The organism is Streptomyces sp. V4I8, from assembly GCF_041261225.1.
In the GTDB taxonomy this organism is placed as follows: domain Bacteria; phylum Actinomycetota; class Actinomycetes; order Streptomycetales; family Streptomycetaceae; genus Streptomyces.
Genome location: NZ_JBGCCN010000001.1, coordinates 1,868,999 through 1,889,771, shown reverse-complemented (window position 1 = coordinate 1,889,771; position 20,773 = coordinate 1,868,999). Strand labels below are relative to the sequence as shown.

Genomic DNA, 20,773 nt, shown 5'->3' with positions numbered 1-20,773 from the left:
TACGTCGTATGTCCGTCGCACTGATGGCCCTCGCGGCCGCGCTCGTCACCCCTGTGCCCGCACAGGCCGCCGACGACCCCGTCGTCCGCACCACCGCGGGCTGGGTGCGGGGTGAAACCACCGCCGAGGGACGCCAGTTCCTCGGCATCCCCTACGCCGAGCCCCCCGTCGGAGAGCTCCGCTGGAAGGCGCCGCGACCCGTCCGGCCCTGGCAAGGGGTACGCACGGCACAGGACTTCGGCAACAAATGTGTACAGGGTTCGAGTTGGGATCCCGGCTATGAGCAACCCAGCCATACCGAGGAATGTCTCGACCTCAATGTGTACGCCCCCGCGGACTCGGCCCCTCGCGCGGTCCTGGTCTGGTTCCACGGTGGCGGGCTCACCGCCGGGGCCGGTCAGGACGTCGTCCCGGATGCCTTCGCCCGGCAGACCGGTACGGTCGTCGTGACCGTCAACTACCGCCTCGGGGCGATGGGCTTCCTCGCCACGGCCGGCCTGGACGGCGAGGTGCGCGACGGGGTCTCCGGCAACTTCGGCATGCTCGACCAGCAGGCCGCCCTGCGCTGGGTGCGTGCCAACATCGGCCGCTTCGGCGGCGACCCGGGCCGCGTGACCATCGCCGGCGAGTCGGCGGGCGGCCGCTCGGTCTGCACCCAGCTGGCCTCGCCGACGGCGAAGGGGCTGTTCCGGGCGGGGATCATCCAGAGCGGGGCGTACGCCGACTGCGGTGCGCGAGCGCACGGCACGGCCGTGTCCCAGGGCGCCGCGTTCGCGGAGAAGCTCGGCTGCGCCGACCTGGCCTGTCTGCGCGCCAAGCCGGCCGCCGAGATCCTGGCCGCGCAGAGCGGCTTCGACTGGGGGCCGGTGGCCGGGGGCGCCTTCTTGCCGCGGCAGCCGAAGGAGGCGTTCGAGCACGGGGCCGCCGCCGGAGTGCCGGTCATGAACGGGGCCAACCAGGACGAGGGCCGGCTGTTCGCCTTCAGCCGCTTCGACCTGAACGGCACGCCGCTCACCGCCGACCAGTACCCGGCCGTCATGCGGGCGGACTACGGCGACGAGGCGCTCGCGCGCTACCCCCTGCAGTCGTATCCCTCCCCGGCCCTCGCGTACGCCACCGCCCAGGGCGACCAGATGTTCGCCTGCCCGGCGCTCCGCCTCGACGGCGCGCTCGCCGGACGCGGCAAGGTCTACGCGTACGAGTTCGCCGACCGCACCTCCCCGCCCTTCGCCTCGCTGCGCGACCTGGGCACGGACTTCGACTTCGGCGCGACCCACGTCAACGAGGTGCAGTACCTCTTCAAGCACTTCGGCCTGGAGTCACCGCTGAACGCCGGGCAGCGGACGCTGGCGCGGCAGATGATCCAGTACTGGGGCTCCTTCGTCCGGGACGGCGTGCCGCGCGCCGCGGGACAGCCCGCGATGCCCACCCGGCCCGGCACGGTGCTGGCACTCCGCACCCCGTCCGCCGGCGGGAATGTGCCGAGCGCCACCGTTCACCGTGAGCACCAGTGCAACCTGTGGGACGCCGAGACCGTCACTCAGAACGGGTAGGCTGCCCCGGCGCACGCTCGCAGCCGAGCGTGCGCCGGGAACACAGGGCGCAGGACATGGGAGGAAGCGGCGTTGCACGTCCAGGAATGGCTCGAAACGGTGCCACCGCTCGCCATCTATCTGCTGGTCGGCGTGGTCATCGGTCTGGAGAGCCTGGGCATTCCGCTGCCCGGCGAGATCATCCTGGTCTCCTCGGCGCTGCTCGCCTCACAGCACGGTGACATCAACCCCTTCGTGCTCGGCGCCTGCGCCACCGCGGGCGCGATCATCGGCGACTCCATCGGCTACGCCATCGGCCGCAGGGGCGGACGCCCGCTCCTGGCCTGGCTGGGCACGAAATTCCCCAAGCACTTCAGCGAGGGCCACATCGCCACCGCCGAGCGGTCCTTCCAGAAGTGGGGCATGTGGGCCGTCTTCTTCGGCCGCTTCGTCGCCCTCCTGCGCATCTTCGCCGGCCCCCTCGCCGGTGTCCTGCGCATGCCGTACTGGAAGTTCCTGATCGCCAACGTCTTCGGCGGCATCCTCTGGGCGGGCGGCACGACCGCGGTCATCTACTACGTCGGCGTGGTCGCCGAATCCTGGCTGAAGCGCTTCTCATGGCTGGGCCTGGTGGCGGCGGTCCTGATCGGCCTGACGTCCATGCTGATCATCAAGCGCAAGGCCAAGAAGGCCCAGACGGCCCACCGAGAGCCGGAACCTGTGGCCGCCGGCGACTGAAGGCGCCCCTTCAGGGGCGCGGGGCTGTATCGATGTGCGGCTCCGCCGCGCGGGCGCGACCAGCCACAACGAACCCGCGGACCGCGTACGACGCTATGCCCCGTGCTCTTCCCGGTGCGCCTTCGCCAACTCCGCGTACATCGTGCCGTTGAGCGTGACGCCCTGACGTTCTTCCTCAGTGAGTTCCCGCCTCACCTTCGCCGGTACCCCCGCCACCAGCGACCCGGGCGGCACCCGCATCCCCTGCGGCACCAGAGCCTGAGCGGCGACCAAAGACCCCGCCCCGATCACCGCACCGTTCAGCACGGTCGCCCCCATCCCGATCAGACAGTCGTCCTCAACGGTCGCCCCATGCACCACGGCGTTATGGCCGACCGACACCCTCGCCCCGATGGTCACGGGAAACCCCGGATCGGCATGCAGCGTGCAGTTGTCCTGCACATTGGACTGAGCGCCGACGGAGATCCGTTCCACATCGCCGCGCGCCACCGCGCCGTACCAGACGCTGGCCCCCGCCTCCAGCGTCACGTCCCCGATCACCGACGAGGTGGGTGCCACGAACGCAGCCTCGTCGATCTTCGGTTCCCGGCCCCCGATGCCCATGACCAGCGCCTTCTGCGTCATCGCCCTCTCCTCACCGCAAACGTCGTAGACACTGCGCACGCTACGCCACCCAGTAGGGCGAAGATCACAGGCCTCCTGCCTCATAAGGGCGCCGAACGCTCAGTACGGTGAGCGGGTGCTCAAGCGCAAGAACACGTTCTCGTCCTGGCGGCGCAACCTCACGCAGCGCGCCGTCCACGCGGGCTGGGCCTGGGTGCAGCGCACGGGTTCGGTGACGGCCGACAGCCCGGGCCGCTTCCGCTTCGGCTCGATCGGCGAAGCCACCCGGCTGGCCTTCCCGCTCGGTACCGTCTTCGGCGAACCCTGGATCCACCTCGGCTCCCACTGCATCGTCGGCGAGCAGGTGACGCTGACCGCGGGTCTGATGCCCGACCTCGACCTCGGCCCGGAGCCGATCCTGCGCATAGGGGACGGGGTCGTGCTGGGCCGTGGCAGCCATGTCATCGCCGACACGACGGTCACCATCGGCAGCGACTGCTATTTCGGGCCGTACGTCTACGTCACCTCCACGAACCACTCGTACGACGATCCGCACGAGCCCATCGGCAAGCAGTGGCCGCGCATGGAGCAGGTCGAGATCGGCCCGGGGTGCTGGATCGGCACCGGGGCCGTGATCCTGCCGGGGGCGCGGATCGGGCGGAACGTCGTGGTCGCGGCCGGCGCGGTGGTCCGGGGCGTGGTGCCCGACCACGCCGTGGTGGCGGGGGCGCCCGCCCGTGTCGTACGGCGTTGGACGCCCGACGACGGCTGGCAGCCGCCGCTGCGGACGCCCGCGCCGGTGCCCATACCTGACGGGATCACACCGGAGCAGCTCCAGGCGCTGGCCGACCTGGACGACGAGACGGTGGCGCGGCTGGCGGAGCTGGACGAGAAGACGGCCGCCGAACTCGCCGAACCGGCCGCGGAGTCCTGAGTCAGCCGGTCGCCAGCAGTAGCGTGCCCACCAGCGCGAGCCCCGCTCCCGCCGCCTGCACCCCCCGCAGCCGTTCCCGCAGGAGGCTTCGCGCGGCCAGGGCGGTCACCACCGGGTACAGCGACGCGAGTACGGCCGCCACCGTGACCGGGCCGTGCTGGGCGGCGACCACATAGGTGCCGTTCGCCGCGACATCGGCGAGGCCGACGAAGGCGAGCGCGGGCAGCGAGCGCCAGGGGAAGGAGCCGTCCGGGAGGGCGGTGCCGCCCCGTCGCACCGAGGCGTACAGCGCGAGGCCGCCCGCCGCCACATTGACCACGCGCTGCACGAAGAGCGCCAGGAACAGGCCGGTGATCGTGGTCGACGCCTCCGCGATCAGCGCGAACACCGTGCCGAAGCCGAAGGCCGCGACCAGGGTGAGCAGGATGGCCTGCCGCTGCACCGGCGCGCCCCGCAGCTGCGGTCCGCCCGCGAGCGCGATGCCGAGCACGGCGACCGCGATCCCCGCGACCTGCATCAGTCCGGGCCGCTCGCCCAGGAAGAGGCCCACGCCGACCGGGACGGCGACGCCCACGGTGCCGAGCGGGGAGACCACGCCCATGGGGCCCAGCGCGAGCGCCTTGTAGAAGCAGAGCAGGGCGACCGGGCCCACCACGCCCGCGGCGACCGCGAACCACAGCTGGGCACCGGCCTCGCTCCAGCCGCCGGTGGCGACCACGATCACGCCGAGCACGGTCGCGGCGATCGCCTGCGAGACGACGACCACCGTGAGAGCCGGGGTGCGCCGCGTCAGCAGTCCGCCGCCGAAGTCGGCCAGCCCCCACAGCAGGCTGGTGGCCAGGGCGAAGAGTGCTGTCACGGGTGCCTCGCAGTACAGTTCGGTGCACGGTGGGGTGCACCCCACCGTAGTGCAGTGAACTGGACCCTGTCATCCAGAATATTTGACTCCTCTTTTGACCCCTTGGCTCCGGAACGATGGACGGAATGTGGCGGACCTCGACCTCCTGACCCAGTCCCTGGCGCGCAATGTCAAGCACTGGCGGGCCGTGCGCGGCTTCACCCTGGACGTACTCGCGGCCAGGGCCGGCGTCAGCCGCGGCATGCTCATCCAGATCGAGCAGGCGCGCACCAACCCGAGCCTCGGCACGGTGATCAAGATCGGCGACGCGCTCGGGATCAGCATCACCACCCTGCTGGACTACGAGCAGGGCCCGAAGGTGCGCGTCGTCTCGGCCGACCAGGTGGTACGGCTGTGGCACACCGACGCGGGCAGCTACAGCAGGCTTCTCGCGGGCACCGAGGCGCCGGGGCCACTGGAGATGTGGGAGTGGCGGCTGATGCCGGGCGAGAGCAGCAGCTCGGACCCGCACCCCGTCGGCACCTTCGAGATCGTCCACGTCACGGCGGGCGAGCTGACCCTCACCGTCGAGGGCGCGGAGTACCGCGTCCCGGCCGGCGCGAGCGCCACCTTCGAGGCCAACACCCCGCACACATACGGCAATCAGAGCGACGCCCCGACGGAGTGGGTGCTCGCCGTGTCGGTGCCGCCCGTCCGCTGAGACGCCCGGCCGAAAGCCCGCCCGGCCCTGTTAGCGTGCGCCCATGGACGCACCCATCGGACACTTCGACGACGCCACCCCCGCCCCCGACTGCCTCGACGAACTCACCCGCCCGGTCGCCGACGCCGTGCGGGCCTGGCACGGCAGCGTCCCCGCCGACCAGATCGTCTATGTCGAGACAGATCCGCAGTGGGCCGACACCGCCACCTTCGTCGAGCACTACGGCCAGGAACTGCTGGAGCAGTCCGCGAACTGCGTGGTCGTCGCGGGCAAGCGGGGCGGCGAGACGACACTGGCCGCCTGCGTCGTGCTCTCCACCACCCGGGTCGACGTGAACGGCGCCGTCCGCCGTCAACTCGGCGCCCGCAAGGCGTCGTTCGCCTCGATGGACACGGCGACCGGCGAGACCGGCATGGAGTACGGCGGCATCACCCCGATCGGCCTGCCCGGCGGCTGGCCGGTGCTGGTGGACTCGGCCGTCGTCGACCTGCCGTACGTCCTGGTCGGCAGCGGGCGCCGGCGCGGCAAACTGCTGGTGCCGGGGAAGGCGTTCGCGGAGCTGCCCGGGGCCGTCGTACTGGACGGGCTCGGCGTCGCCTGAGCCGGTCGTCGCAGCTCAGGCCGCGGTGTGGTGCGCGAGGGCGAGATGCGGATCCGCCTCGCCCGGCACCGGTGCCGGGTCGGCGTGGACCAGGGCCGCGGTGAGCCGGGGGACGGCGTGCAGCAGGGCGTGCTCGGCGTCGACGGCGATGGCGTGCGCCTGCCGTACCGTCACGTCGCCGTCCACGACGACCGCCACCTCGGCGCGCAGCCGGTGCCCGATCCAGCGCATCCGCAACTCGCCCACCTCGCGCACCCCCGCGACCTCCCGCAGCGCCCGCTCCGCCCGGTCCACCAGGGCCGGGTCCACGGCGTCCATCACGCGCCGGAAGACCTCGCGCGCCGCGTCCCGCAGCACCAGCGTGATCGCGGCCGTGATCGCCAACCCCACGATCGGATCCGCGAGTTGCCACCCGAGCGCCGCACCGCCGGCGCTCAACAGGACGGCCAGTGAGGTGAATCCGTCCGTACGGGCGTGCAGCCCGTCCGCGACGAGGGCGGCCGAGCCGATCTCACGGCCGACCCGGATCCGGTACCGGGCCACCCACTCGTTGCCCGCGAACCCGACGAGCGCCGCCACGGCGACGGCCGGGATCTGCTGCACAGGGCGCGGGTCGAGGAGCCGGTCGACGGCCGTCCACGCGGCGAAGGCCGCGGACGCCGCGATCGTCAGCACGATGACGATGCCCGCGAGGTCCTCGGCCCGTCCGTAGCCGTAGGTGAAGCGCCGTGTCGCCGCGCGCCGGCCCAGCACGAAGGCGATCCCGAGCGGTACGGCGGTCAGCGCGTCCGCCGTGTTGTGCACCGTGTCGCCGAGCAGCGCCACCGACCCTGAGACGGCCACCACGACCGCCTGAGCGAGGGCCGTCAGACCGAGCACGGCCAGCGAGACCCACAGCGCGCGCATGCCGCGGGCCGACGACTCCAGGGCCGAGTCGAGCTTGTCGGCGGTCTCGTGGGAGTGGGGCTTGAGGAGGTGGGTGAGGCGGTGGCGGAGGCCGGTGGGGGAGTGCGGGTGCGGGTGTGGGTGTGGATGGGGGTGCGGATGGGGGCGGGGGTCGGGGTCGGGGTGGGGATGGTCGTGGGCGTGGCGGTGCCCGTGGTGGTGCTCGTGTTCGTGCCGGTCGCTCACGGTGGTCCCCTTCCGGTGCGCGGGAGTGGACGTGTGCCGCCCACGACGCCATTATGTGCGTATGAGCGCACGCATGCACCTGTCATCTGCGCACGATGCGCACCCGCGCACCCCGGGCGAGGAACAGTTCGCGCTCGCCGCCGAACTCCTCGCCCTGCTCGGCGACCGCACCCGGCTCACGCTGCTGCATGCCCTCACGGCGGGAGAGGCCGACGTCACGACGCTCACGGAGGCGTGCGGCGCGGCCCGGCCCGCGGTCAGCCAGCATCTGGCCCGACTGCGCCTCGCGGGCCTGGTGACCACGCGAAAGGAGGGCCGCCGGGTGGTCTACTCCCTCCGCGACGGCCATCTGCGCCGCCTCGTCGACGAGGCGCTGAACGTGGCGGACCATCGACTCAGTGACCGGCCGCTGCACGACTGATACGGCAGAGGTCGTTGGTCCGTGGTCGGCATTCCGTGGTCGGCATTCCGTGGTCGGCATTCCGTGGTCGGAGTTCAGTAGCCGGCGTTCAGTAGTCGGCGTTCTTGCCCAGGTACTGCTCCGCGAAGGCCATCGCCGCCGTCGGGGAGCCGAAGATACGGCGGAGGCGGGCCAGGGTGGTGCCCGCGCGGTACGGGTCGCCCGAGGACGTGCCGTGGTACACCTCGGAGAGCCAGTGGGAGAACTCCTGGTAGTCCCACACCCGGCCCAGGCAGGCCGCCGAGTAGCCGTCCAGGCCGGTGCTGTCGCCCTTCGTGAGGTACGCGACCAGTCCGTCGCCGAGCAGGAAGGCGTCGTGCAGGGCGAGGTTCATGCCCTTGGCAGCGATGGGGGCGGTGAGGTGGGCGGCGTCGCCGGCCAGGAAGAGACGGCCGAACACCATGGGCTCGACGACGTAGTTGTGCATGTCGAGAACGCGCTTCTCGATCAGCCGCCCCTCGGTCAGCCGTGGCACGCCACTGGCCCCGAGCCGCTGCTGCAGTTCCGTCCAGACCCTGTCGTGCGACCAGTTCTCCGGGTAGTCGCCGGGCGGGCACTCCAGGTAGTAGCGGGTCACGTCGCCGCTGCGCGGCATGTGCCCGGCGAAGCCGTTCGGATGCATGCCGAACAGGACGCAGTCGGCGGACGGCGGCGCCTCGGCGAGCAGCGCCAGCCAGCCGATGCCGTAGTCACTGCGGGAGACATGGGCACGGCCGGCGGGCAGCGCGGTGCGCGTCACTCCGCGCGCTCCGTCGCAGCCGGCGACGAAGTCGCAGCGCACGACCTCCCGACGCCCGGTCTCCGGGCAGGTGTACGACACCGTGGGATGGTCGGTGTCGAGGTCGTGCAGCTCCACGTCCCGCACGCCGAAGCGTATGGCCCCGCCGCGCACGTCCGCGTACTCCCGCACCAGGTCCGTCACCAGCAACTGCTGCGGGTAGACCCAGTGATGAACCCCCGTGAGCTGCGCGTACTCGAACCGGTAGCGCTCCCCGGCGAACCGGAACTCGCACTCGGTGTGCCGCTGCGCCCGCTCCAGCAACGTGTCCGCGAGGCCCCGCCGCTGGAGTCCCCGTACGGCCCACTCCTCCAGGACCCCGGCCCGTGGCCGCTGCTCGATGAACGGCCGGGTCTCGGTCTCCAGGACCAGACAGTCGACGGAGGCCGCCCGCAGGATGTTGCCGATCGTCAGGCCGGCCGGCCCGGCGCCCACGACGACGACCGGAAAGCGTTGCGGGGCAGCGGAGTTGGGGTGGGGGGAGGTCGAAGTCACCCGAGCATTATGAGGGTGGCCGAGGAGGGAGGGGAGGGCCGTGTCAGCGGCAGCGGGTGCTGCGCCGCTCGCCGGTGTACTCGGCGTCGCTGACCTGCTCCAGCCAGGTGACGTCGTCGGTCTCCCACAGCGCGAGGTGCGTCATGAAGTGGCCGGGGGCGGCGCCGTGCCAGTGCTCCTCGCCCGGCGGCGTCCAGATCACGTCACCGGGGTGCGCCTCGAGGACCTCGCCGCCGCGGGACTGGACCAGGGCGATGCCCTCGACGATGTAGAGGGTCTGGCCCAGGCCGTGGGAGTGCCAGGCCGTGCGAGCGCCCGGGGAGAAGTGCACCGCGTTGGCGCGGACCTGGGACGGCTCCTCACCGCGGTGGATCACATCGGCCCAGGCGTCGCCGGTGAACCACTCGGCCGGCAGCTTGATCGTTTCCTGCTTCTCCAGCAGTTCCATGGAAAGGTCCTTCGTCATCGGTCGGTGCCGGGCGGTACGGGAGCCGCCCGCTCCGATGCGAACGAGGAAACAGCAGGTCACACCCGGGCGGAAGGTACTGTCGTGCCAGGTACTGTCAGGACCCCCCAGGTGCGGCACGGCACGCCTGGCCTGGGCCGTATGGACACCGCCCACGACATCCGTGAGTTCCTCGCCACCCGCCGCGCGAAGATCACACCCCAGCAGGCCGGCCTGCCCGCCTACGGCGGAAACCGCCGCGTCCCGGGGCTGCGCCGCGAGGAAGTCGCCTTGTTGGCCGGAGTCAGCGTCGACTACTACGTCCGTCTGGAGCGCGGCCACTTGGCCGGCGCCTCCGAGGAAGTCCTCGACGCCGTCGCGAGCGCCCTCCAGCTCGACGATGCCGAACGGGCCCACCTCTACGACCTGGCCGCCGCCCAGCGCCGACGCCCCGCCCGCCGCGCCAAGCGGCCTCGCGGCACCGTCCCCGCCAGCGTCCAGCGCGTGCTGGACGCCATGACCGACGCCCCGGCCTTCGTCCGCAACGGCCGCCTGGACGTCCTCGCCATCAACCGCCTGGGCCGCGCCCTCTACGCGCCGCTGTTCGCCGCCGACGCGCCCCGCCCGGTCAACATCGCCCGCTTCCAGTTCCTCCACCCCGCCGGCCGGGACTTCTTCCCCGACTGGGAGGCCTCGCTCAACACCACCGTCTCCCTGCTGCGCACCGAAGCCGGGCGCGACCCGCACTACAGTGAACTCACCGGTTTGATCGGCGAGTTGGCGACCCGCAGCGACGAGTTCCGCACCGAGTGGGCCAAGCACAACGTGCGCCTGCACCACACCGGCCGCAAACCCTTCCGGCACCCGGAAATCGGCGACCTCGTCCTCGACTTCGACGCCATGGCGCTGCCGGCCCAGCCCGGCCTGACGCTCACCGCCTACAGCGCCGAGCCGGGCACCGCGGGCCACGACGCCCTGCGACTGCTGTCCGCCTGGGCCGCCACCGAGGACGCCCAGGCGTCGGGGGCTAGCCCAGGCGCGGTATCTCGATCGCCGGGCAGCGGTCCATGACCATCTCCAGGCCCGCCGCGCGGGCGCGGTCGTACGCCGCCTCGTCGATGACGCCCAGTTGGAACCAGACCGCTTTGGCGCCCTTGGCGAGCGCGTCGTCCACCACCGGGCCGGCCAGGTCACTGTTCACGAAGACGTCGACCACGTCCACGTCGAAGGGGATGTCCGCCAGGGAGGCGTAACCCGGCTCGCCGTGCACCGTCTCCGCCTTCGGATGGACGGGCACGACGCGCTTGCCGTAACGCTGGAGGACCTCGGCGACTCCGTACGCCGCCCGCCGCTGGTTCGACGACAGGCCCACGACGGCCCAGGTGTCGCCCAGTTCGGTGAGGATCCTGCGGACCGCTGCCTCGTCGCCGTACACCGCCGGCCTCCCTGCGCCTCGTACAGCTGCCGTCCAGCTGTTCTCATGACGCACAACGGCCGACGCCCCACCAGGATTCCCGCCGTCAACCGCACGGTTCCTCGCCGGCACCTCCATGGGTTCGCGGAACCCGGGCCCGAACTCCTGTCCGGGCGGGCCGGTGCGCAGTACCGTTCGGGCAGTCCGCACGGCAGGGGGTGGCGATGCCCGGGTACGACGAGCGTCTCGCGCGCGTGAACGGACCCTGCGGCCATGGATGACCAGCGAACTCCCGGCACCCCCGGCTCCCGCCACGCTGACCGGAAAGCGGGCCGGATGGCTGCGGACGGCCGCGCCTGCGCCTACGCTCGCTCCGTGCTGCGCATCATCGACGCCCGAACCGGCAAGCCCGTCGACGCCGCGCCCGCCCGCCGGGGCCTGACCCGCATCGAGGCGCATACCGAGGGCTTCGACGTCACGGCCCTGCGGGTACTGCTCGTCGCCGATCTCCTCGTCCGCGCGCTGGAACTCGGCGGTACGCCGGTCTGGGCGCTGCTCGACGCGGAGCGGCAGCGGGCGGAACTCCGGGCCGGGGCCGCGGCGCTCGGCATCCGGCCCTTCGAGGACGGCCGGGACGCCACGTCGGGGCTCGGCGAGGCACAGGTCCTCCACGTCGTGCGCGAGGGCGGCGCGGAACCCGAGGGGGTGCGGGTCACCGTGGCGCCCGTGCACTCGGAGGCGCCTCCCGAGGAGGCCGACCCCGCCGCCCTGCGCCTCGCGCTGCTCTCCCGGCGCCGAGGCGTGCCCGTACGACTCGACGTGGCCGCGCTCGCCGACGCCCACGACACCCTCGCCCGCTGGCGCCGGGCCGTCGCCGCCTGGGCGCAACAGCCGTCGCGGCCCATCCCCGACGAGGTGCGTACGGAGCTCCGTGCCGCCTGGGAGGACGACCTCGACGTCCCCGGGGTGCTCGGGGTCCTGCGCTGGGTGGAGACCGAACCTGACCTGCCGGACGGCGCCCGCTTCGAGACGTACGCCTACGCCGACCGGCTCCTCGGCCTGGACCTCGCCCACGACCTGGGAACCCCGGCATGACCGCGCGCATGGGCGCGGGCCCGCTGCGCCGCCTGGTCGTGCTGCGGCACGCCAAGTCCGCCTGGCCGGACGGCGTCGCCGACCACGAACGCCCGCTCGCCCCGCGTGGCCACCGTGACGCCCCCGCGGCGGGCCGGATGCTGGCCGCGAACGACTGCCTGCCGGACCTCGCCCTGTGCTCGACCGCCGTACGCGCGCGTGAGACCTGGGAACTGGCCGCCGCCCAGTGGGGCACACCGCCGCCCGTACGCCATGATCCGCGGCTCTACGCGGCGGACGTGTCCGACCTGCTGGCGGTCGTGCACGAGGTGTCCGCCGGGGTCGGGACACTGCTCCTGGTCGGGCACAACCCCGGCCTGGAGGAACTCGTCCTCGAACTCGCCGGCGACGGCCTCGACGACGCGCTCGACGAGGTCCGTACGAAGTTCCCGACCTCGGCGATCGCCGTACTGGCCTGGCACGGCACCACCTGGCAGGCCCTCGCGCCCGGCACGGCGCTGCTGACGGGCGTGATGGTGGCGCGGGGCAGGAAGCCGTGAGCGCCTCCCGCGCGGGCGCCCCTCGGCGGGGCGCATAGGCTGGCCGGATGCAGGACGAGTACCGCACAGTCGCCCACGCGGGCGTGCACGAGACCGAGGTCAACCGCTCACGGTTCATCTGCGCGCTCGCCCCGGCGGCCACCGAACAGGAGGCCCAGGACTTCATCGCCGCCCTCCGCAAGGAGCACGCGGACGCCACCCACAACTGCTGGGCCTACGTCATCGGCGCCGACGCCGCGATCCAGAAGGCCAGCGACGACGGCGAACCGGGCGGCACGGCCGGCGTGCCCATGCTCCAGATGCTGCTCCGCCGCGACATGCGGTACGTCGTCGCCGTCGTCACTCGCTACTACGGCGGCGTCAAGCTGGGCGCGGGCGGGCTCATCCGGGCCTACGGCGGAGCGGTCGGCAAGGCGCTGGACGAGCTCGGCACCCTCACGCGCCGCCGCTTCCGGCTGGCCACGGTGACCGTCGACCACCAGCGCGCGGGCAAGGTGGAGAACGACCTGAGGTCGACCGGACGCGAGGTGCGGGACGTGCGGTACGGCGAGGCGGTCACCATCGAGATCGGCCTGCCCGACGCCGACGTGGACGCGTTCCGGGCGTGGCTCGCGGACGCCACGGCGGGGGCTGCGGGGTTCGAGCTCGGGGGAGAGGCGTACGGGGACGCGTGACGGGCGGGGCGGCGGCTTCGCCACGGAAACTCCGTCTGCGGGCCCGGCCCGACTCGTCGCCACCTGGCTTGGAGGCGGGCGTCCGAGGGGACTGGCGGACCGGAGGGGTGACATGCGTTAGCGTGGCGGGTGTTGACGGCGAGCCCCGTGCTGGTTCGTGCTGGTTCTGGTGGCGCAGTAGGGGCAAACGTGCAGTTCAGAGTGATTTCATGAGAATTCTGCACACTTCCGACTGGCACCTCGGCCGGGCATTCCACCGGGTGAGCATGCTCGGCGCCCAGGCCGAGTTCATCGGCCACCTCGTCACCACCGTGCGCGAGCGCGGCGTGGACGCGGTGGTCGTGTCGGGGGACGTGTACGACCGGGCGGTGCCGCCGCTCGCCGCGGTCGAGCTGTTCGACGACGCCCTGCACCGGCTCGCCGACCTGGGCGTGCCGACGGTGATGATCTCCGGGAACCACGACTCGGCGCGTCGGCTCGGGGTCGGAGCCGGGCTGATCGGCCGTGCGGGCATCCACCTGCGGACCGAGCCCTCGGCGTGCGGTACGCCGGTCGTGCTGCGGGACGACTTCGGCGACGTGGCCTTCTATGGACTGCCGTATCTGGAACCCGCGCTGGTGAAGGACGAGTTCGGTGTCGCGAAGCCTGGTCACGAGGCCGTGCTCGCCGCCGCCATGGACGGGGTGCGCGCCGACCTCGCGACACGCGCGCGTGGCACGCGGTCGGTCGTCCTCGCGCACGCCTTCGTCACAGGGGGCGAAGCCAGCGACAGTGAGCGGGACATCACCGTCGGCGGGGTGGCCGCGGTACCTGGCGGGGTCTTCGACGGCGTCGACTACGCGGCGCTGGGCCATCTCCACGGCTGCCAGACCATCACCGAGCGCGTCCGCTACTCGGGCTCACCCCTGCCGTACTCCTTCTCGGAGGCCGATCACCGCAAGAGCATGTGGCTCGTCGACCTGGACGCCGACGGCGCGGTCACGGCCGAGCGCGTCGACTGTCCGGTGCCGCGCGCCCTGGCCCGGATCCGGGGGACGCTGGAGGAACTGCTCGCCGACCCCGGACTCGAACGGCACGAGGAGGCGTGGGTCGAGGCGACGCTCACGGACGCGGTGCGACCGGCGGACCCGATGGCCCGGCTCGCCGAGCGCTTCCCGCACACGCTGAGCCTCGTCTTCGACCCCGAGCGGGCGCCCGACGACCCCGATGTGTCCTATGCGCAGCGCCTGGCCGGCCGGAGCGATCAGGAGATCGCGGAGGACTTCGTGGCGCATGTGCGCGGCGCCGGGCCCGACGAGCACGAACAGGGCGTGCTGCGGGACGCGTTCGACGCCGTGCGGGCCGACGACGCCGTGCGGGAGGTGGCGCGGTGAGGCTCCACCGTCTCGACGTGACGGCCTTCGGGCCCTTCGGCGGTGCTCAGAGCGTCGACTTCGACGACCTGTCCCTGGCCGGCCTCTTCCTGCTGCACGGACCGACCGGCGCCGGTAAGACCTCCGTCCTGGACGCCGTCTGCTACGCGCTCTACGGCTCGGTGCCGGGTGCCCGCCAGAGCGGCCAGGGCATGACCCTGCGCAGCGACCACGCCCCGGCCGGCACCCGCACCGAGGTCCGCCTCGAACTCACCGTCGCGGCACGCCGGTTGGAGGTCACCCGGCAACCGCCCTGGGAGCGCCCCAAGAAGCGGGGCACGGGCACGACGCTGGACAAGGCGCAGAGCTGGCTGCGCGAGTACGACGCCCAGGCCGGGACCTGGAAGGACCTCAGCCGCTCGCACCAGGAGATCGGCGAGGAGATCACCCAGCTGCTGGGCATGAGCCGCGAGCAGTTCTGCCAGGTCGTGCTGCTGCCCCAGGGCGACTTCGCCCGCTTCCTGCGCGCCGACGCCGAGGCCCGCGGCAAGCTGCTGGGCCGCCTCTTCGACACCCATCGCTTCGCCGAGGTCGAGAAGCGCCTCACCGAGCGCAGGCGCGCGGCCGAGGCCCAGGTGCGGGACGGCGACGCCGCGCTGCTCGCCGACGCGCACCGGATGCAGCAGGCGGCGGGCGATGCCATGCAACTGCCCGACCTGGCACCGGGGGAGCCGGGCCTGGCGGACGCCATCCTCGGGGCCGCCGCCATCGCCCGCAGCACCGCCCGCGAGCAGCTCACCGTCGCCCACTGCGGTCTCCTCGCCGCCGAATCGGCCCAGGCCGCGGCCGACCGCGCCCTCGGTGACGTACGCGAAGTGGCCAGGCTGCAGCAGCGGTTCGCCGACGCGCGGGAGCGGGGCCGGCTGCTGGAGGAGCGGGCCGACGGCTATCGGCAGGCGCAGGCGCGGATGGAGCGGGCCCGCAAGGCGGAGGCCGTGGCGCCCGCGCTGGAGCTGCGGGAGGCCGCCGAGACGGAGCACCGGCGGGCGGCCACAGCCGAGGTACGCGCGCGTGGACTGTTGCCGGAGACCTTCGCGGGGGCCGAGGCCGCCGGGCTCGCGGCCGCCGCCCGCCGGGCCGCCGAGGAACTGGGCGGACTGGAGTCCGCCCGCCGCGCCGAGCAGCGGCTGGCCGACCTCGTCGGCGAGCGCGACGAACTGGACCGTCAGGAACGTGCCGACGACGGCCTGCTGCAGGACGCCGAGGGCTGGCTCGCCGGATGGGAGGAGAAGCGCGCCGCGCTCCAGGCCCGTATCGACAGCGCCCAGGAGGCCGCGACCCGAGCCGAGCAGCTCGCCGTACAGCGCGAGTCCGCGCAGCAGCGCCTCGTCGCCGCGCGGATGCGCGACCAGCTGGCCGGTGACACGGACGCGGCCGCCGACCAGGCCCGACTCGCCCAGGAGCAGGCTCTGGCGGCCAAGGCGCACTGGCTCGACGTCAAGGAACAGCGCCTGAACGGCATCGCCGCCGAACTGGCCGCCCAGCTGAACGACGGCGAACCCTGCGCGGTGTGCGGCGCCACCGACCACCCCGCCCCCGCCCGCAAGGACGCCGGGCACGTGGACCGGGAGGCGGAGGAGCGCGCGCTGGCCGCCTACCAGCAGGCGGACGAGCGGCACAGCGAGAAGGAACGGCACCTGGGCGTCGTACGCGAGGCACTGGCCGCCGCCACCGCCGAGGCCGGCGACTCGCCGACCGACCGACTCGCCGCGCACTGCGAGGAGCTGGAGCTCCTGTGGGCGCAGGCCCGCCGCGACGCGTCCGCGCTGCATCCGGCGCACGAGGAGCTGCGCCGGGCCGAGGCGGAGTACGAGCGGCGGACCGCCGACCGGCAGCAGGCGGCGGTCCGAGTGGCGTCCCGGGTGGGCCACCGTGAGCGGCTGGACCGGGAAAGGGAAACTCTGGAGGGGGAGTTGGCCGAGGCGCGCGGCACCGCCACGAGCGTGGCCGCGCGGGCCGCCCAACTGGCCCGGCAGGCCGAGCTGCTCACCGACGCCGCCGACACCGCGCGCACCGCCGAGGACACCGCCCAGCGGCTCAAGGACGCCGACGCCCGCCTCGCCGACGCCGCGTTCCGCGCCGGGTTCGACACCCCGCAGGCCGCGGCCGCCGCGCTGCTCGACGACGCCGCGTACCGCGAACTCCAACGACGGCTGGACGCCTGGCAGTCCGAGGAGGCCGCCGTACGCGCCGTCCTCGCCGAGGCCGACACGGCGGCCGCCGCCCAGCAGCCGCCCGCCGACCTCGCCGCCGCCGAGAGGGCCGCGTCCGCCGCGGCCCAGCGGGCCCGCGAAGCCGCCTCCGCGCGCGACGCGGCCGCCCGACGCTGCACCGAACTCGACCGGCTGTCCGCGCGCGCGACCGCCGCCGTACGCCAACTCGCCCCGCTGCGTGAGGAGTACGACCGCGTGGCCCGCCTCGCCGCCCTCACCGCGGGCACCGCGGCGGACAACGAACGCAAGATGCGCCTGGAGTCGTACGTCCTGGCGGCCCGCCTCGAACAGGTCGCCGCCGCCGCGACCGTACGCCTGCAGCGCATGTCGTCCGGCCGCTACACCCTCGTCCACTCCGACGACCGGGCCGGCCGTGGCCGCAGCGGGCTCGGACTGCACGTCGTCGACGCCTGGACCGGGCGCGAGCGGGACACGGCCACGCTGTCGGGCGGCGAGACGTTCTTCGCCTCACTCGCCCTCGCCCTCGGACTCGCGGACGTCGTCACCGACGAGGCCGGCGGGGTCCGCCTCGACACCCTCTTCATCGACGAGGGCTTCGGCAGCCTCGACGACCAGACCCTCGACGAGGTGCTCGACGTCCTCGACTCCCTGCGCGAGCGCGACCGCAGCGTCGGGATCGTCAGCCATGTCGCCGATCTGCGGCGGCGGATCCACGCGCAGCTGGAGGTCGTGAAGGGGAGGTCGGGGTCGGTGCTGCGGCAGCGGGGCGCGTAGGGCTTCGTGACCGACGAGAGCCCGCGCCGGGGGGGGCACCCGTGCCTAACTGCCGCCCCGGGCCGTGAGATAGGCGAGGACTGCCAGGACGCGGCGGTTGTGTTCCGCACCGGTGCCGAGGCCCAGCTTCGCCATGATCGAGGCGACATGGGTCTCCACGGTCCGCTCGGTCAGCCACAGGCGCCGCGCGATGCCCAGGTTGGTGTGGCCCTCGGCCATCAGGGCCAGGACTTCCAGCTCGCGGGGGGTGAGCGAGGCGAGGGGGTCGCGGCGGGCGCCGATCATGCGGGCGACGACCTCGGGGTCGAGGGCGGAGCCGCCGCCGGCGACGCGGAGCAACGCGTCCAGGAAGTCGTCCACGTCGAAGACACGGTCCTTGAGGAGGTAGCCGAAACGGCCCTGGGCCACCAGTTCCACGGCGTTGCGGGTCTCGATGTGCTGCGAGAGCAGCACGATGCCGAGCCGGGGAAAGCTCTCCCGGATCCGCCGGGCGGCGCGGGCTCCGTCGTCGGTGAGGTCCGGTGGCATACGAATGTCGATGACGGCCAGGTCGGGGCGGTTCTCGGTGACGGCGGAGACGAGCGCGGGCGCGTCGGCGGCGCGGGCGACGATGTCGTGGCCGGCGTCCGCGAGCAGCCGTGCCAGGCCCTCCCGGAACAGTGCGGAGTCCTCACCGATCACGATACGCACGGCAGCACCGCCTCCACGGTCGTACCGACGGGGCTGCTGTTGATGTGCAGCAGTCCGCCGAGCGCGGCGACTCGGTCCTTGAGCCCCGAGAGCCCCGAGCCCCCGCGGGGGTCGGCGCCGCCGCGCCCGTCGTCCCGGATGGTCACGCGCAGCGACCCGTCGTCGTTCTCGCCGACGACGACTCCGATGCTCGTGGCCTCGGCATGCTTGACGGCGTTGGTGACGGCCTCACTGGCGACGTAGTACGCGGTGGTGGCGACGTCGTCGGGCAGCACCCGCCCGTCGAGCCGCCAGTCGAGCCGCACCGGAGCCCGTATCGCCAGGGACTCCAGAGCGGGGCCCAGCCCGTCGTCGAGGGAACTGGGCCGCAGCCCGTGCGCCAGTTCACGCAACTCCGCGACCGCCGTGCCCAGTTCGGCCACGGCCTGGTCGAGAAGTCCGTCGACGTCGACGCTGCCGTCATCGAGATGGCGCTGCGCGAGCCGTAGCGCCATGCCGAGGCTGACCAGCCGCGACTGGGCACCGTCGTGCAGGTCCCGCTCCAGGCGGCGCCGTTCGCGATATCCGGTCCGCAGCAGCCGCCCGCGGCTGGCCTCCACCTCGCTGAGCGCCTGACGGAGTTCGAGCCGCAACCGTACGGTCTCGACGAGCAGCGCGCTGGCGGTGGCGACCTCGCGCGGGCAGGGTCCGTCGATGATGCCGATGGGGCGCCCGGCGAGCCGCACCTCGGTGCCCAGCGCCACCGGCGTGCCGACCGTGTCGTGGAACTCCGTGCCGCCCGGCAGCAGAAACCCGACCCGCAGCCGGGGCTCGCGCAGCGCGTCCCGGAGCACTTCCTCCAGCTGCTCGGGCCGTGCCCGCCCCGCGTGCACCTCACGCTCCAGCGTCGCCACGGCCGCCAGCGCCCGCTCCCGGACGGGGTAGAACCGCCGGTCCACCCACCGGCGCACCCGGTTCTTCGCCGGCACGAGGGCCACGGCGACCAGTGCCGTCACCGCGGCCGTCACCACCGCACTGCCCCGTCCCAGCGCCAGACCGCCGGTGATGGACGCGGCGCTGTAGACCGCGAGCAGCCCGGCGGTCACCAGGCCCCAGGTCACGACGGCGCTGGTGGCACGGTCCACGTCGTACAGGTCGTGGCGCAGGATCGCGAGCGCGGTGAGCGAGGGCACACCGAGAGCGAGTGCGGCCAGGCCCACCCAGATCAGTGCGGTGAGCTCGCCGAACAGCAGGTAGTTGACCCAGCACAGCAGCAGCGTGCCGGGCAGCGCGACGGTACCCAGCCCGAACCACTTCAGCTGTGCCCGCTCGACCGGGTCGGCCGCGCGGTAGCGGTGGCACATCACCAGCGCCGAGGAGACCAGAAGCACCATGAACAGCCCGAGCAGCGGCACCAGGAGGGGCCAGATCACCGACTCGGGCAGGGTGGGCATGGGATGCCCGAACTCCTCGAACGGCGGGTCGTACGGGGTCGGGTCCACGGCGGCCACGAGGATGAAGACGGGCGTGACGATCAGTACGCCGTACAGCACCAGCCGCGGGAAACGGCCGGGGGGCAGTCGGCCGGCGGGAAAGAACAACATCAGCAGCAGAACCGGCACGTACCACAGGGTCCACATCCCCGAGGCCAGCTGATGGACCGTCTCGGCGCCCGGTAGTGGGCGAGTGAGGCTCACCTGGGCGTAGATGTCGAAGAGGGTTTCCAGCGGCGGTACCGAGCCGATGAACGTGAGCAGGAAGCCCACCAGGTTGGCGGGGCGACGGCGCGAGACGAACACGCCCAGCCCGGTGGAGAGCGCGCCCGCGACCACGGCCGAGGCCAGCCCGAACAGGAGCCCGGCCGAGAGGTCCGGCGCGGCGGCCGTCAGAACGCAGCACGCCACGATCAGCACCGCGGTCAGCAGGGCGGTTGCCAGGGAGAGACGACGAGGCCAGGGCATGGCCCCACGGTAGAGGCGGAGTGGGGCCCTCAGTATCCGTGCTGACACGCAGAGTTGCTCCCGTGCCAGCTTCGATGCGGTGACGGCGGCTGCTCCGGGACAGTCCAGGGACCGGCATTCACTCGGACGGGCGGAGCGCCGACGGGCCTTGACCCGGACCTTCGCCCGGACCTCCACGAACCACACCTGGGAGACCACCATGCGTACAGTCACCGCCCGCCGCTCTCTCGCAGCCGCGGCTGTCGCACTCGCCGCCGTACTCACCGGCCCCCTTCCCGCCGCCGCGGCCTCGTCGGCGGCGGACTCGTCGGCGGCGGACGAGTGCAAGCCCGTCAGCCGCAACGAGTACATCGCCGACCGCTGGCAGGACCTCGGAGGCACGGACGGCTGGCTCGGATGCCCGATCAACACCACGAAGAACGTCACCGTCGACGGGGTGTGGAAGGGCAAGCGCCAGACCTTCGAGAACGGCCAGATCACCTGGTCACCCAGCCAGGGCACGCAGATGGTCATCGCCGCCTGGGAATGGCGCGGCTACGCCTTCGCCGACTGGGGAACGACCGCGCCCTACAGCTACGACCGTTTCCTCCTGCGCTACTACAGCTCCTACGAACCCCGGGGAGAACAGCGCGAGTTGCGCGGCGGCACCTTCGGCCGCGCGTGGGTGCGGAAGCACACGACGGGCAACTACCGCTTCATCGTCGAGGGCTGCGACGACGGCACCTTCGGATCGACGTGCCGCCAGGGTTGGACGCTCTCGGCCAGCACTCGCTGACTCAAGGCCA

General features: G+C 72.9%; 21 protein-coding genes. 13 read left to right on the top strand and 8 right to left on the bottom strand.

The annotated features are described in order from the left end of the window. Positions 1–8: 8 nt before the first annotated feature. Both ABIE67_RS08530 and ABIE67_RS08525 read left to right on the top strand, forming a co-directional pair. Positions 9–1,553: a carboxylesterase/lipase family protein gene (locus ABIE67_RS08530; RefSeq protein WP_370255692.1), complete on the top strand. Its 1,545-nt coding sequence runs from the start codon at positions 9–11 to the stop codon at positions 1,551–1,553. A 72-nt stretch (positions 1,554–1,625) separates the two neighbouring features. Then, positions 1,626–2,270, top strand: a complete 645-nt coding sequence (locus ABIE67_RS08525) for a DedA family protein (protein WP_370255691.1) — start codon at positions 1,626–1,628, stop codon at positions 2,268–2,270. Positions 2,271–2,363: 93 nt separating this feature from the next. Here ABIE67_RS08525 and ABIE67_RS08520 read toward each other — a convergent pair whose 3' ends face one another. Next, positions 2,364–2,894 (bottom strand): gamma carbonic anhydrase family protein, encoded by a 531-nt coding sequence (locus ABIE67_RS08520; RefSeq protein ID WP_370255690.1) that lies wholly within the window; start codon positions 2,892–2,894, stop codon positions 2,364–2,366. A 115-nt stretch (positions 2,895–3,009) separates the two neighbouring features. On the opposite strand from ABIE67_RS08520, the gene ABIE67_RS08515 reads away from it, so the two are divergent. Next, positions 3,010–3,807 (top strand): DapH/DapD/GlmU-related protein, encoded by a 798-nt coding sequence (locus ABIE67_RS08515; RefSeq protein WP_370255689.1) that lies wholly within the window; start codon positions 3,010–3,012, stop codon positions 3,805–3,807. A 1-nt stretch (position 3,808) separates the two neighbouring features. On the opposite strand, the gene ABIE67_RS08510 is transcribed toward ABIE67_RS08515, so the two are convergent. Beyond that, positions 3,809–4,666: an EamA family transporter gene (locus ABIE67_RS08510; protein WP_370255688.1), complete on the bottom strand. Its 858-nt coding sequence runs from the start codon at positions 4,664–4,666 to the stop codon at positions 3,809–3,811. 127 nt (positions 4,667–4,793) lie between these two features. On the opposite strand from ABIE67_RS08510, the gene ABIE67_RS08505 reads away from it, so the two are divergent. After that, a complete protein-coding gene (locus ABIE67_RS08505) occupies positions 4,794–5,366 on the top strand; it encodes a helix-turn-helix domain-containing protein (RefSeq protein ID WP_370255687.1) in 573 nt (190 codons plus the stop codon). A gap of 43 nt (positions 5,367–5,409) precedes the next feature. After that, complete coding sequence (locus ABIE67_RS08500; protein WP_370255686.1) at positions 5,410–5,967, top strand: YbaK/EbsC family protein; 558 nt, start codon at positions 5,410–5,412, stop codon at positions 5,965–5,967. 15 nt (positions 5,968–5,982) lie between these two features. Here ABIE67_RS08500 and ABIE67_RS08495 read toward each other — a convergent pair whose 3' ends face one another. Further along, positions 5,983–7,098: a cation diffusion facilitator family transporter gene (locus ABIE67_RS08495; RefSeq protein ID WP_370255685.1), complete on the bottom strand. Its 1,116-nt coding sequence runs from the start codon at positions 7,096–7,098 to the stop codon at positions 5,983–5,985. Between the two features lie 61 nt (positions 7,099–7,159). On the opposite strand from ABIE67_RS08495, the gene ABIE67_RS08490 reads away from it, so the two are divergent. Continuing rightward, positions 7,160–7,519, top strand: a complete 360-nt coding sequence (locus tag ABIE67_RS08490; protein WP_370255684.1) for an ArsR/SmtB family transcription factor — start codon at positions 7,160–7,162, stop codon at positions 7,517–7,519. A gap of 88 nt (positions 7,520–7,607) precedes the next feature. On the opposite strand, the gene ABIE67_RS08485 is transcribed toward ABIE67_RS08490, so the two are convergent. Together ABIE67_RS08485 and ABIE67_RS08480 are read right to left on the bottom strand one after the other, a co-directional pair. Then, complete coding sequence (locus tag ABIE67_RS08485; protein WP_370255683.1) at positions 7,608–8,831, bottom strand: 4-hydroxybenzoate 3-monooxygenase; 1,224 nt, start codon at positions 8,829–8,831, stop codon at positions 7,608–7,610. A 43-nt stretch (positions 8,832–8,874) separates the two neighbouring features. Beyond that, positions 8,875–9,279 (bottom strand): cupin domain-containing protein, encoded by a 405-nt coding sequence (locus ABIE67_RS08480; protein WP_370255682.1) that lies wholly within the window; start codon positions 9,277–9,279, stop codon positions 8,875–8,877. A 159-nt stretch (positions 9,280–9,438) separates the two neighbouring features. Between ABIE67_RS08480 and ABIE67_RS08475 the strand changes: the two genes are divergently transcribed. Beyond that, positions 9,439–10,347, top strand: a complete 909-nt coding sequence (locus tag ABIE67_RS08475; protein WP_370268330.1) for a helix-turn-helix transcriptional regulator — start codon at positions 9,439–9,441, stop codon at positions 10,345–10,347. Here the strand turns inward: ABIE67_RS08475 and ABIE67_RS08470 are convergent. Continuing rightward, positions 10,304–10,711, bottom strand: coding sequence for a CoA-binding protein (locus ABIE67_RS08470; RefSeq protein WP_370255681.1), 408 nt, complete (start codon positions 10,709–10,711; stop codon positions 10,304–10,306). The genes ABIE67_RS08475 and ABIE67_RS08470 overlap by 44 nt on opposite strands. A gap of 315 nt (positions 10,712–11,026) precedes the next feature. On the opposite strand from ABIE67_RS08470, the gene ABIE67_RS08465 reads away from it, so the two are divergent. The 5 genes from ABIE67_RS08465 to ABIE67_RS08445 all read left to right on the top strand — a co-directional run bounded on the left by ABIE67_RS08465 (position 11,027) and on the right by ABIE67_RS08445 (position 17,358). Continuing rightward, positions 11,027–11,785, top strand: coding sequence for a hypothetical protein (locus tag ABIE67_RS08465; protein WP_370268326.1), 759 nt, complete (start codon positions 11,027–11,029; stop codon positions 11,783–11,785). Beyond that, entirely contained in the window at positions 11,782–12,324 is a 543-nt protein-coding gene (locus ABIE67_RS08460; protein ID WP_370255680.1) for a histidine phosphatase family protein, read from the top strand. Before ABIE67_RS08465 ends, ABIE67_RS08460 begins: the two co-directional genes overlap by 4 nt. A gap of 47 nt (positions 12,325–12,371) precedes the next feature. Continuing rightward, positions 12,372–12,998: a YigZ family protein gene (locus tag ABIE67_RS08455; protein ID WP_370255679.1), complete on the top strand. Its 627-nt coding sequence runs from the start codon at positions 12,372–12,374 to the stop codon at positions 12,996–12,998. A 209-nt stretch (positions 12,999–13,207) separates the two neighbouring features. Further along, positions 13,208–14,371, top strand: a complete 1,164-nt coding sequence (locus ABIE67_RS08450; protein ID WP_370255678.1) for an exonuclease SbcCD subunit D — start codon at positions 13,208–13,210, stop codon at positions 14,369–14,371. After that, positions 14,368–17,358, top strand: a complete 2,991-nt coding sequence (locus ABIE67_RS08445) for an AAA family ATPase (protein WP_370255677.1) — start codon at positions 14,368–14,370, stop codon at positions 17,356–17,358. The genes ABIE67_RS08450 and ABIE67_RS08445 overlap by 4 nt, the downstream gene beginning before the upstream one ends. 45 nt (positions 17,359–17,403) lie before the next feature. Here the strand turns inward: ABIE67_RS08445 and ABIE67_RS08440 are convergent, their stop codons facing one another. Both ABIE67_RS08440 and ABIE67_RS08435 read right to left on the bottom strand, forming a co-directional pair. Continuing rightward, entirely contained in the window at positions 17,404–18,039 is a 636-nt protein-coding gene (locus ABIE67_RS08440) for a response regulator transcription factor (RefSeq protein ID WP_370268322.1), read from the bottom strand. Further along, a complete protein-coding gene (locus ABIE67_RS08435; RefSeq protein ID WP_370255676.1) occupies positions 18,036–19,988 on the bottom strand; it encodes a histidine kinase in 1,953 nt (650 codons plus the stop codon). Before ABIE67_RS08435 ends, ABIE67_RS08440 begins: the two co-directional genes overlap by 4 nt. 199 nt (positions 19,989–20,187) lie before the next feature. Between ABIE67_RS08435 and ABIE67_RS08430 the strand changes: the two genes are divergently transcribed. Continuing rightward, entirely contained in the window at positions 20,188–20,763 is a 576-nt protein-coding gene (locus ABIE67_RS08430; protein ID WP_370255675.1) for an LGFP repeat-containing protein, read from the top strand. Positions 20,764–20,773 lie beyond the last annotated feature (10 nt).